The sequence below is a fragment of the Pseudooceanicola nitratireducens genome, from assembly GCF_900109195.1.
Taxonomy (GTDB): domain Bacteria; phylum Pseudomonadota; class Alphaproteobacteria; order Rhodobacterales; family Rhodobacteraceae; genus Pseudooceanicola; species Pseudooceanicola nitratireducens.
Genome location: NZ_FNZG01000001.1, coordinates 1,208,803 through 1,220,716, shown reverse-complemented (window position 1 = coordinate 1,220,716; position 11,914 = coordinate 1,208,803). Strand labels below are relative to the sequence as shown.

12 protein-coding genes are annotated in these 11,914 nt (G+C 64.1%); 8 read left to right on the top strand and 4 right to left on the bottom strand.

Going from position 1 to position 11,914, the window contains the following annotated elements:
• Positions 1-44 precede the first annotated feature (44 nt).
• Complete coding sequence (locus BMX99_RS05655; protein ID WP_093448281.1) at positions 45-1,880, top strand: methyl-accepting chemotaxis protein; 1,836 nt, start codon at positions 45-47, stop codon at positions 1,878-1,880.
• A 205-nt stretch (positions 1,881-2,085) separates the two neighbouring features.
• On the opposite strand, the gene rpsI is transcribed toward BMX99_RS05655, so the two are convergent.
• Both rpsI and rplM read right to left on the bottom strand, forming a co-directional pair.
• Complete coding sequence (gene rpsI, locus BMX99_RS05650) at positions 2,086-2,586, bottom strand: 30S ribosomal protein S9 (RefSeq protein WP_093448278.1); 501 nt, start codon at positions 2,584-2,586, stop codon at positions 2,086-2,088.
• Between the two features lie 3 nt (positions 2,587-2,589).
• On the bottom strand, positions 2,590-3,051 hold the full coding sequence (gene rplM, locus BMX99_RS05645; RefSeq protein WP_093448276.1) for a 50S ribosomal protein L13: 462 nt from the start codon (positions 3,049-3,051) through the stop codon (positions 2,590-2,592).
• Positions 3,052-3,330: 279 nt separating this feature from the next.
• On the opposite strand from rplM, the gene BMX99_RS05640 reads away from it, so the two are divergent.
• Positions 3,331-3,816, top strand: coding sequence for a hypothetical protein (locus tag BMX99_RS05640; protein ID WP_093448273.1), 486 nt, complete (start codon positions 3,331-3,333; stop codon positions 3,814-3,816).
• Positions 3,817-3,864: 48 nt separating this feature from the next.
• On the opposite strand, the gene BMX99_RS05635 is transcribed toward BMX99_RS05640, so the two are convergent.
• Positions 3,865-4,308, bottom strand: a complete 444-nt coding sequence (locus tag BMX99_RS05635) for a PaaI family thioesterase (RefSeq protein WP_244525572.1) — start codon at positions 4,306-4,308, stop codon at positions 3,865-3,867.
• Between the two features lie 58 nt (positions 4,309-4,366).
• Here BMX99_RS05635 and BMX99_RS05630 point away from each other — a divergent pair, with 58 nt between their 5' ends.
• The 4 genes from BMX99_RS05630 to gluQRS all read left to right on the top strand — a co-directional run bounded on the left by BMX99_RS05630 (position 4,367) and on the right by gluQRS (position 9,263).
• Positions 4,367-5,152, top strand: coding sequence for an enoyl-CoA hydratase (locus BMX99_RS05630; RefSeq protein WP_093448271.1), 786 nt, complete (start codon positions 4,367-4,369; stop codon positions 5,150-5,152).
• Between the two features lie 161 nt (positions 5,153-5,313).
• Complete coding sequence (locus BMX99_RS05625) at positions 5,314-6,627, top strand: cytochrome-c peroxidase (RefSeq protein WP_093448268.1); 1,314 nt, start codon at positions 5,314-5,316, stop codon at positions 6,625-6,627.
• A gap of 41 nt (positions 6,628-6,668) precedes the next feature.
• Positions 6,669-8,048: a methylenetetrahydrofolate--tRNA-(uracil(54)-C(5))-methyltransferase (FADH(2)-oxidizing) TrmFO gene (trmFO, locus tag BMX99_RS05620; RefSeq protein WP_093448515.1), complete on the top strand. Its 1,380-nt coding sequence runs from the start codon at positions 6,669-6,671 to the stop codon at positions 8,046-8,048.
• A 348-nt stretch (positions 8,049-8,396) separates the two neighbouring features.
• Positions 8,397-9,263 carry a tRNA glutamyl-Q(34) synthetase GluQRS gene (gluQRS, locus tag BMX99_RS05615; protein ID WP_093448265.1) on the top strand — a complete coding sequence of 289 codons (867 nt, stop codon included), beginning with the start codon at positions 8,397-8,399 and terminating at the stop codon, positions 9,261-9,263.
• A 25-nt stretch (positions 9,264-9,288) separates the two neighbouring features.
• Here the strand turns inward: gluQRS and hisI are convergent, their stop codons facing one another.
• A complete protein-coding gene (hisI, locus tag BMX99_RS05610; protein WP_093448262.1) occupies positions 9,289-9,645 on the bottom strand; it encodes a phosphoribosyl-AMP cyclohydrolase in 357 nt (118 codons plus the stop codon).
• 104 nt (positions 9,646-9,749) lie between these two features.
• On the opposite strand from hisI, the gene BMX99_RS05605 reads away from it, so the two are divergent.
• Positions 9,750-10,202, top strand: a complete 453-nt coding sequence (locus BMX99_RS05605) for an iron-sulfur cluster assembly scaffold protein (protein WP_093448259.1) — start codon at positions 9,750-9,752, stop codon at positions 10,200-10,202.
• A gap of 57 nt (positions 10,203-10,259) precedes the next feature.
• On the top strand, positions 10,260-11,714 hold the full coding sequence (locus tag BMX99_RS05600; protein WP_093448256.1) for a methyl-accepting chemotaxis protein: 1,455 nt from the start codon (positions 10,260-10,262) through the stop codon (positions 11,712-11,714).
• Positions 11,715-11,914 lie beyond the last annotated feature (200 nt).

Genomic DNA, 11,914 nt, shown 5'->3' with positions numbered 1-11,914 from the left:
AATCTGTCAAAGCTGCCCGTGACGGACAGATTGCGGGGGCTCTTTTGGGCGCGGACAGGATCGATACGACGGCTTCCACGGCTGCGGCAGGGCATGATCCCGGCACCGCGCGGCCTGCGAAGCTGATATTCAACAGCGACACCCTGGGCGACCGGTTCGAAGCGCACCGCCGTCATGCGCTGCGCCTTGTCGTCTATGTCGTTCTGGTCTCTCCGCTGATCACGATCTTTGCCGCGCTTCTTGCGCGCAGCGGCATGTGGCTGCCCGTCGCCTTTGGATCGCTGCTGATGGCGGGCACGGGCCTGATGGGCCTTCGCATGAAGGGGCGTGCGGCGCGGATCACCGTCGCCCTGGCGCTGATCGGGCAGGTCGTCATGCTGACCGCCGCGCTACGCGGCCATCCGATGCAGCCCGACATGCATATGGTCTTCTTCGTCGCGCTGACAGCAATCGCCACCTATGCCTGCCGCGCCGCCCTGCTTTCAGCCGCGGGTCTGGTTGCGCTGCATCATGCCTCGATGGTGGTTGTCGCGCCGCAATTCCTTTTCCTTTCCAGTGACCTGGGCTTCAACCTTGCCCGCGTGTCCGTGCATGCGGTGACCATCGCGCTGGCCACCGGCAACCTGATGCTGATTGTCTGGGTGCGCCTCGCCCAGACCGCCTCTGCGCAGCGGCACGCGCGACGGCTGGAAGGCACGATGCAGGATGCACGAACCGCCCTGAAAGAAGCCGAGGCCCAGAAGAAAGAGGCCGAGGCCGCCCGCGCCCGCGCCGATGCCGCCCTGGCCAAAGCCGCCACCGCCCAGTCCGAAGCCGAAGAGGCCCTGAAATCCGCGCATCAGGCGGCCGAAACCGCCCGCGCATCGGATGCAAAGACCGCTGCGCTGCGCGACGAACATGACGCAGAGGTCGCGGAACTGCTCGAGTTGCTCAGCAAGAAGCTTGCGGGCCTGGCCTCGGGCGATCTGCGCGTGCGGATCACCGAACCCTTGCCCCCGGGCTATCAACGGCTGGGCGATATCTTCAACGAAGCGGTCGACAGTCTTGAAGTCGCGCTATGCGACGTGCTGGCGGAAACAGACTCCATCCAGACCCGATCGCGTGAAATCTCGAACACCTCCGACAATCTGGCGAAACGGATCGAACAGCAGTCCGCGACCCTGTCCGATATCGCCGGTTCGCTGCAACAGCTGACCTCGCTGATCACCGGGGTGGCCGATGACACCAAGGGCGCGCGCAGCCAGGCGGAAGGCACGCGGCAGCAGGCGGAAACCGGAACGGAAATCATGGGGCGCACGGTCACGGCCATGGATGCGATCGAAACCTCGTCTACGGAAATCCGCAAGATCATCAGCGTGATCGAAAACATCGCCTTTCAGACCAACCTGCTGGCCCTGAATGCCGGGGTCGAGGCCGCGCGCGCCGGCGACGCCGGTCGCGGCTTTGCCGTGGTCGCCACCGAAGTCCGGGCGCTGGCGCAACGCTCTTCCGATGCCGCAAGCGAGATAGACAACCTGATCAATACCTCCGTTTCGCAGATCACCGACGGTGTGCGCCTGGTCAAGGAAACCGGCACGGCGCTGGATGAAATCCAATCCTCGGTCAACACGATCGCCGAACGCATGGGCACGGTCGCCGCCTCGACAGGGGAACAATCGAACGGCCTGGTCGGCGTGCATCAGTCGATCTCGGACCTCGACAATGTCACCCAGGAATTCGCCGCCCGCTTCGAAGAAACTACCGCCGCAAATGCCGTCCTGTCCGAAAACGCGCGCCGGCTGGCGGAGCTCGTGGGCCAGTTCAAGGTCGGCAACAGGACGCAGCCGCTGACCACCCGCGCCGATCCAACGCCAGCCGCCCCGCGCCTAAGATCGGCCTAAGGCACCACCGCCCGAGGCGCGCAGGCCGCCCGCAGGGCGAACGGCGCGACGAGGGCCCCGCCGCGGGGCGTCAGACCCGCAACCGCCCTTTGCGCAAGCAACCGACACCACAAAGATCCCGACACACCCCAAAGGGCGGCAAAAGAAAAGGGTCCGCAATCTCTTGCGAACCCTCGGAATGATACAACGCAGGTGCGTTGGCAGCTTAACGCTTGGAGAACTGGAAGCTCCGGCGTGCCTTGCGGCGGCCGTATTTCTTACGTTCCACAACGCGGCTGTCGCGGGTCAGGAAGCCAGCGGCTTTCAGGGCACCGCGCAGCGACGGATCGTACAGCTGCAGCGCCTTGGAGATGCCGTGCTTGACCGCGCCGGCCTGACCGGAGAGGCCGCCACCGGTGACGGTTGCGTAGACGTCGAATTCGCCTTCCACACCGGCAATGGTGAAGGGCTGGCGCAGGATCATCTGCAGAACGGGACGGGCAAAGTACTTGTCCATCTCTTTGCCGTTCACGGTGACCTTGCCGGAGCCCGGCTTGATCCAGACGCGGGCAACCGCGTCTTTCCGCTTGCCGGTCGCATAGGAACGGCCCAGCTCGTCCCGGACGGGCTCACGCGGGGTTTCGGGTTCTGCGGCTGCGGCCACACCACCGACGTTCTCGGTCACGGCGCCCTTCAGCTCTTCGAGCGAATTGATCTGGTCAGCCATCTATCAGCTCCGCGTGTTCTTGGAGTTCAGGGATTTGACATCCAGCACTTCCGGGGCTTGCGCCTCGTGCGGATGTTCGGCACCGGCGTAGACGCGCAGGTTGGTCATCTGCTTGCGGGACAGGCGGTTGCCCGGCAGCATGCGCTTGACCGCGGCGGTCACGACACGCTCGGGGAAGTTGCCTTCCAGCAGCTGACCTGCGGTGCGGTGTTTGATGCCGCCCGGGTGGCCAGTGTGCCAGTAATATTTCTTGTCGGCGCGCTTGTTGCCCGTCAGCTGGACTTTGTCAGCGTTGATCACGATGACGTTGTCGCCCATGTCCTGGTTCGGGGTGAAGGTCGCCTTGTGCTTGCCGCGCAGGCGCATGGCAACGATCGAGGCGAGACGGCCCAGAACGACGCCCTCGGCGTCGATCACGATCCATTTCTTCTCGATGTCTGCCGGAGTAGCAGAGAAGGTTTTCATATCGGGTGCCCTTTGGAATATGGCAGCCCGGACGGGTATGATGCCGACCGGGCAGATTGATGGGCGGGTTATACAGGGCGCGCGCAGCCAGTCAAGCGCACCGCGCACGGATTACACAAGCAAAAACAACACCTTGCAAAATAGGTATCATATTACCCCACAAAATGCGGGTCACAATGCGAGTCTCTGGGGCAACAGCTTTCCCAAATTTCCCCGGCCGGCTTCTTTCGCGTGGACCAACCCAATAGGTAAAGCAGGACAACGCAAAGCAGGCCCTTCATGCATCGCTCCCAGATTGCCCTTCTGGCCGGTCTTACGGCCCTGGCCGGCTGCGGCTATACGGGACCGATCACCTTCAGCCCGCCGCCCAGCCAGTTTGCGGTCAGCGTGCCGCCCGAGGCCGCGGACCGGGTGCAGAATTACACCTATGCCCGTGTCACCACCACGCTGAACGGTGTTCCGGTCACGGGGGCGGTCTGCGGGTTGCGGTCGACTGAAATCGACAGCGGTTTCGTCACGCCCGCCGTGATCGACCTGCCGGTCTATCACCGGCCGCCACCGCCCGCGACGCTGTTCTGCACCTACCTGGATCATCAGGCCTCGCGCCTGGTGCATGCCAAGCAGGTGGCCGAGATCAAGGGCGATCCCCGCCCCCGCTCCTTCGAGATGATCGTGTCGCTTCTGTCCAACGCCGTCGCCGATGCGCTGGACTTCTGGACCTATGCCGCGCGCAACGAAGAGATCGTGATCGAGCTGGCCGATTGACCCGGTAACGCCGACCTTCCCAACCACCGCCCGAAGCCGGCCAGGTGCCTAGCCCTGCGGTGCCCTTTCAGGCGGGATCGAATAGGTCATCGTGGCGCGGGCCACCGGGGCCTCCTGCCCGTCGGATCGGATCATCACGTCGCCCACGGCCAGCACGCGCCCCAGTTTCAGGATCGTGCAGTCGGCCACCAGATCCGTCGCCGCCGCCGGTTTGCGCATGAAATCCATCGAACAATTGGTCGTCACCGCCAGCCCCTTGGGTCCGATCATGCCAAGCACGCCCAAATAGACCGCCACATCCGCCAGGGCAAACATCGTCGGGCCCGAGACCGTGCCGCCCGGGCGCAGGTGCTTGTCTTCGACCTTCAGGCGCACGCGGACGCCCATTTGGCGCACCTCTTCCACCAGGAAATCGTTGCGGACCTGCGGAAATTCCGCCGCCAGGAATTCGTTCAGCTCATCGGTGGTCATCACCGGGCCTGCTGCGGACATGTGCTTTCCTCTCCCTTGTTCGCGGCCTAGACTTCGCCAAAGCGAGGGGAGGCACAAGATGGCAATTCTGGAACGTCACGACACAAACCGGGTCGCGCACCTGCGGCTGAACACGCCGGAAAAGCTGAACGCGCTCAGCGATGCGATGCTGGCGGCGCTGCAGGATCAGCTGGATCAGCTGCGCGGCGATCGCGACGTCCGGGCGGTGATCCTGTCGGGCGCGGGCAAGGCCTTTTGCGCCGGCCATGACCTGAAGGAAATGCAGGCCGGACGGCAGGCCCCGGATGGCGGGGCCGCCTATTTCGCCGATCTTTTCACCCGTTGCGCGCGGGTCATGCAGTCAATCCGTACCCTGCCCCAGCCGGTGATCGCCATGCCCCACGGCATTGCCACTGCCGCCGGCTGTCAGCTGGTGGCCACCTGTGACATGGCCGTGGCCGCAACCGGCACGCGCTTTGGCGTGAACGGGGTGAACATCGGGCTGTTCTGTTCCACGCCCATGGTCGCGCTTAGCCGCAATATCCCACGCAAGCAGGCGTTCGAGATGCTGACCACCGGCCAGTTCATCGACGACACCCGCGCGCAGGAGCTGGGGTTGATCAACCGGTCCGTGCCCGAGGACGAGCTAATGGCAGAAACCCAGGCCCTGGCCGAATTGGTCGCCGGCAAACTGGGGGCCGCCGTCGCCATCGGGAAAGAGGCCTTCTATAATCAGGTCGAGATGCCCGTGGACGAGGCCTATGCCTACACCGGCGAGGTCATGGTGCAGAACATGCTGCTGCGCGACACCGAAGAAGGGATCAACGCCTTTCTTGAAAAACGCAGCCCCGATTGGGCAGACTGACCGTCCCCCCCGGGCGCAGATCCAGTTCTTTAGGCGGACGCGAATAATCCTGCTGGTATTGGCCATCGTTTCCAGGACCGCGCCACAGTTTTGCCCGATTTGGCATTTTTCGACCGTCCCCCATGGGGTACCAAGGTCACCAGGTATCGAAACGGTACAGCATGCACACTTGGGTCACCGCCGGCTTTCTGTCTCTCCTGGCCACACTCTCTCTGGCTGCCGACCTGCCGAAAGCGGTGACCCAGGCGGACTTCCCTCCGACCGATCCGGCGCTGGTCCTGCTGGGCCGCGACCTGTTCTTCGATCCGATCCTTTCGGGAAATCGCAACATCGCCTGCGCCACCTGTCACCATCCCAGCCTGGCCTCCGCCGATGGCATGTCGCTTGGGCTGGGCGAAGGGGCGGTCGATCTGGGCCCCAATCGCAGGGTCGATCCCAGCAATGCCCCCCAGGCGCGGATCCCGCGCAATGCGCCCGCGCTGTTCAACCTTGGGGCCTATGAATTCGGGTCGCTGTTCCACGACGGCCGGGTCGAGGCCGATCCCCATGCGCCCTTCGGCATGCGCATGCCCGAAGGGGCCGCGTTAGAGCGGCCCGTCGCCTCGGTCCTGACGGCGCAGGCGATGATGCCGCCGACCAGCTTCGACGAAATGGCCGGGCAGGATCAGGAAAACCCCGTTGCCCTGGCTGCGCGCGACAAGCGGTTCGGTGGTGAGGGCGGTGTCTGGGATCTGCTGTGCCAGCGGATCGAGGCGATTCCCGCCTATGCCGACCGCTTCGCCCGCCTTCTGCCGCCGGGGCGAAAGCTGCATTTCACCGATGTGGCCCGCGCCCTTGCGGAATTCGAGACCTATGAATTCCAGTCGATTAACAGCCCCTTTGACCGCTACCTGCATGGCGACGCGGACGCGCTGAACACGCAGCAGATCGCGGGGATGCAGGTGTTCTATGGCAAGGGAAACTGCGCCAGTTGCCATTCCGGCCCGTTCCAGACCGACCATTCTTTCCACGCCATCGGCCTGCCCCAGCTGGGTCCCGGAAAAGAGGCCGGGGGATATGCAGACCGCGGCCGCATCGCCGTCACCGGCGATCCCGAAGACCGCTATCGCTTCCGCACCCCGTCGCTGAGAAACGTTGCGATCACTGGGCCTTATGGCCACAACGGGGCCTATGCGGATCTTGAGGGGATGGTGCGCCACCACCTTGCCCCCATTCGGTCGCTGGCTGGGTACGACCGGTCCCAGGCGCGGCTGCACGCCCTGCCCGATGCGCCCGACTGGCAGGCGATGGAGGACTTCGACGAGGTCCTGCGCATTGCCGAGGCCACAGAAATCGCCCCTGTCAGCCTAAGCGAAGATGAGATCGCCGCGCTGCTGGCCTTTCTCGGCGCGCTGACCGACCCGCAGGCCCGCAGCGGACGGCTGGGCGCGCCGTCCAGCGTGCCCTCGGGTCTACCGATGGATCGCCTGAACTAAGCGCCCTTCCCAAAGTGCGCGCGATCCCCTACATCGCGCCCATGTCAAAACGCGCTGAACACACACCCGAACTGCATATCATCGGTGGCGGCATGGCCGGCTCCGAAGCTGCCTGGCAGGCCGTCCAAATGGGCGTGCCCGTGGTCATCCACGAGATGCGCCCGCAGGTCGAAACCTTTGCCCACAAGACCGGCGACCTGGCCGAGATGGTCTGCTCGAATTCCTTCCGGTCGGATGACGACGAACAGAACGCCGTGGGTCTGCTGCATTGGGAAATGCGCGCCGCCGGCGGGCTGATCATGGAAATGGCCGATGCCCATTCCCTGCCTGCGGGCGGGGCGCTGGCCGTGGACCGCGATGCTTTTTCGGCCGGGGTCACTGAACGTCTGCGCGCCCATCCGCTGGTGCGCGTCGAGGAAGGCGAGATCTCAACGCTGCCCGAGGATGGCCATTGGATCATCGCCACCGGGCCGCTGACCTCTGAAGGTCTGGGTCAGGCGATTGCCGCCGAGACCGGCAAGGACGCGCTGGCGTTCTTCGATGCCATCGCGCCGATCGTCTATGCCGACAGCCTCGACATGGATGTGATCTGGGCGCAGTCGCGCTATGACAAGGGCGAGACGGAAGAGGAACAGAAGGCCTATCTGAACTGTCCGATGACCAAGGACCAGTACGAGGCTTTCATCGACGCGCTTCTGGCCGCCGACAAGACCGAGTTCCACGAAGGCGAGACGGCGGGCTATTTCGACGGCTGCCTGCCGATCGAGGTCATGGCCGAACGCGGCCGTGAAACCCTGCGCCACGGTCCGATGAAGCCCGTCGGCCTGACCAATGCGCATAAGCCGGACCAGAAGGCTTACGCTGTAATTCAGCTGCGCCGCGACAATGCCCTTGGCACGCTCTACAACATCGTCGGGTTCCAGACCAAGATGAAGTACGGCGCACAAACCGAGGTCTTCAAGACCATCCCTGGCATGGAAAACGCGCGCTTTGCCCGCCTGGGCGGCATCCACCGCAACACCTTCCTGAACTCTCCCACGCTGCTGGACAACCAGATGCGCCTGCGTTCGCGCCCGCACCTGCGCTTTGCCGGTCAGATCACCGGGGTCGAGGGCTATGTGGAAAGCGCGGCCATGGGCCTGCTGGCGGGCCGCATGGCCGCCAGCGAGATCCTGGGCCGCGAGCTGCCCGCCCCGCCGCCCGAGACAGCCATGGGCGCGCTGGTGAACCACATCACCGGCGGGGCCGAGGCCAAGACCTTCCAGCCGATGAACGTGAACTTCGGGCTCTTCCCGCCGCTTGACGGTGTGCGCGGCGGACGCCGCGGCCGCAAGGAGCGCTACAAGGGCTACACCGACCGCGCGAAAGAGTTGTGGCAGGGTTGGCTGGACAACGCGAAAGCGGGCGAGCTTACGGAGTAAGTTTAGCTCTCGCACAGGGCTTGTGCCCGCGGAATCTGCAGATCGACCAAGGGGTCCCGGGCATAGGTCCGGGGCCTTTTTCTTTGCCTTTCTGGCGACTGTCGTGGGGGCAAGGTCTCCGCGCCAAAGGCCAACTCCGTACAGGAAACGGCATCACTGGATCCTCAAAACCGGCTGTGCGAAGGCAAGCAAAAACCAAACAGAAATCACGTAAATTCTGACGCTTACAGCCGCCTCTGGACAAATCGGATCACTTTAACTCACCTTTCACTTACCCACTTTCCTCTTCAATCTCCGCTCAATTCGTCCTAGCCCTGCTGCACCCCACAACCCCGTTTGAAATCACTCATGGTTTTTACCACCCGCTTTGCCCCGTCCCCGACCGGCCCGCTGCATCTGGGCCACGCCTATTCGGCACTGCTGGCGCATGATCTGGCGCAGCAGGCGGGCGGGCGGTTCCTGCTGCGGATCGAGGACATCGACCAATCCCGCGCCCGCCCGGAGTGGGAGGCACAAATCTATGACGACCTCGCCTGGCTGGGGCTGACGTGGGAGGAACCGGTGCTGCGCCAGTCCGACCACCTGCCCCGCTACCGCGCGGCGCTGGCCCGGCTGTGGGATGACGGGCTTTTGTATCCCTGCACCTGCCGCCGGAAGGACATCGAAAACGCCCTCTCCGCCCCGCAAGAGGGCGCGCCGACCCACGGGCCGGACGGTCTGATCTATCCCGGAACCTGCCGCGAGACGGGCACGTCAGGGCTCGGCGAGCAGATGCCGCAAGACGCCGTTTTACGGCTGAACATGGGAAAGGCCCTGGCGCGGACCGGGGCGCTGCACTTCACCGAAGAGGGCACGGGACCCAATGGCGAAACCGGGAAGATTCCCCTGCCCGCCGATCAGATCCTGGCGGCCACCGGCGACATCATCGTGGCGCGCAAGGATATGGGGACGTCCTATCACCTGTCGGTCGTGGTGGATGACGCCGCGCAGGGCATTACCCATGTGACGCGCGGTCAGGACCTGTTCGAGGCGACGCAGATCCATTGCGTCTTGCAAGACCTGCTGGGCTTGCCCCGCCCGACCTATCACCACCACCGCCTGATCCGTGACGACCAGGGCAAGCGCCTGGCCAAGCGCGACGACGCGCGGGCCATCGCGACCTACCGGGACGAAGGGCTCTCGCCCGCAGACTTACGCCGTATGGTCGGGCTGTAAAGCCACCAACATCAGACCCCGGCGATCACGCCATCGGGGCCATCAGCTCGACCTCATCCCCGTCCCGGATGGCGGTATAGAAACAGCTGCGGCGGTTGGTGTGACAGGCCGGCCCCTCCTGCCGAACGACCATCAAAAGACAGTCGCGGTCGCAATCGACCCGCATCTCCACCAGCTCCTGCACGTGGCCGCTTGTCTCGCCCTTGATCCAGAAGCTCTGGCGCGAGCGCGACCAATAGGTGACACGGCCGGTTTCCAGCGTGCGGGTCACGGCCTCGGCGTTCATCCAGGCCATCATCAGCACGGCGCCGCCCTCGTCCTGGGCAATGGCGGGGATCAGCCCCTTGTCGTCGAATTTCAGCGTGGCGACATCAAAGCGCATGGGGCATCCTTTCCAAACCGGGTCCTGGGGGCTATCTAATGGATCTAGCCGTCTCGGGCTAGCTATCGGGTCACCCCCCGCAGCACCACCTTAGAAAGGCCGCCATGACTGCCGAAAACGATCTTGTGAAGCTCTATTCGGACCGCATCCTGGCCCTTGCCACGGACATCCCGCACCAGGCCCGGCTGGACGCACCGGACGCCAGCGTCAAGCGCCGCGCGCCGCTGTGCGGATCCACTGTGACGGTGGATGTGACCATGCAGGACGGCAAGGTTACGGGCTATGGGCAGGACGTGAAGGCCTGTGCCTTGGGTCAGGCGGCGGCGGCCGTGGTCGGCCATGCGGTCATCGGCACCACGGCGGATCAGATCGTTGCCGCGCGCGATGCGCTGAAGGCGATGCTGAAAGAAGACGGGCCAACCCCGCCTGCCCCCTTCGACGGCCTCGAGGTGCTGCGCCCCGCCAAGGAATACCGCAATCGCCATGCCTCGATCCTGCTGACGCTTGAAGCGCTGAGCGAGGCGATGGAACAGATCGGCGAAACCCAGGGCGCTTAACCGCTTGTTCTTTATTTAACGCTATTCCTGCCCCGGACGAATTGGGGACGGATCAGCATGCACCACGATCAAAGCGGGTTCCGACAGGGCCAGACCGGCTCTGGACAGGCTGGTTCAGGCCAGGCCGGTTCTGGCCAGGCCGATGCCGACACGCTGAACCGCGTGGCGCAAAGCGCCTCGGCCCTCGGGGGCGAAATCGTCGACGTGGCCGGGTTCCTGGATCAGCTGGAAGAACAGACCGACGAACAATTGCGTACCCTGCGCAGCCTTCGCGAAGGCGCGGGGCATGTGGTTCAGATGAACGCTTCGGTCATGGAAACGCTGACGGCCATGTCGGAAACCATCACCGCCACGCTGAACAAGCTGACCGAAGCCAACGATCTGCTTCAGGACACCGAAGAGAAATCCGCCCATATCACCACCTGGGTCCAAAGCCTGGATGACCGGTCGCAATCGGTGCAGGGCACGCTGGACGCGGTGCAATCCTCGAACAACCAGATCGCCGATATCGCCGCGCAGGTGAACATGCTGGCGATCAATGCCAAGATCGAAGCCGCGCGCGCCGGGGAAACCGGCCGGGGCTTTGCGGTTGTGGCCGATGCGATCAACGAACTGTCGCACCGCACCGGCAAGGCGGCCGAGGATATCAGCACGAACGTCAACGCTCTGATCGCCTGGATTTCCGAACTACAGACGGAATCCGGCCAGGTGAACAGCCAGGCCGGAGAGATGCGCGACAGTGGCACGCTTAGCCGCACGGCCCTGTCCAACGCGCTCGAAGATATGCGCGCCTCGCACAAGCGGACCGAGCTGATTACAGGCGATGCCCGTCAGGCGGACGGGGCCTTGCGGGATTTCCTGCCCAATATCGCCGCGATGGATGGATCCGTGACACAGGGCGTTTCCGGCGTGCAGGAGGCGCATCAAAGGGTGTCCCGGATGATCGACACCTCGGAAAAACTGGTGCAGGATTCCGTTTCCCTGGGTGGCAATACCGGCGATGCGCGCTGGATTTCCGAGGTGCGGGATCGGGCCGCGCAGATCTCTGACATCTTCGCCAAGGCTGTGGCGGATGGACGTATCTCATTGGAAGATCTGTTTGATTCCGACTATCGGCCAGTCGCGAATTCCAACCCGCAGCAGGTCACCACCCGGTTCACCCGCTTCACCGACCAGGTGCTGCCCGCGATCCAGGAACCGGTGCTTGAGATGGATGATCGCATCGCCTTTTGCGCCGCCGTCGATCGGAACGGGTATCTGCCGACTCACAACAAGAAGTTCTCTCAACCGCAGGGGGCCGATCCGGTCTGGAACACCGCCAATTGCCGGAACAGGCGGATTTTCAACGACCGCGTCGGGCTGAAGGCCGGGCGCAATCTCGCCCCCTTCCTATTGCAGGTCTATCGCCGCGACATGGGTGGCGGATCATTCGTTCTGATGAAGGACGCCTCTGCCCCGATCAAGGTTCAGGGTCGCCATTGGGGCGGGCTGCGCCTGGCTTATACGTTCTGACGCCTCGCCCCTTTGGATCCAGGCTCAACGGTCTTTCCCAAAAAAAGAACCGCCGCACATCCGGGGAAGGAATGGCGGCGGCAGGTCAGCATGCTCACGTGGGACACCGGCCTGTCGAACCGGGGATGAGGCAACCCGGAAAGGGGACAGGCAGTCGCAGCTTCCGCATCGGGGAATGCGGGACAGGCCGGACGTGATCA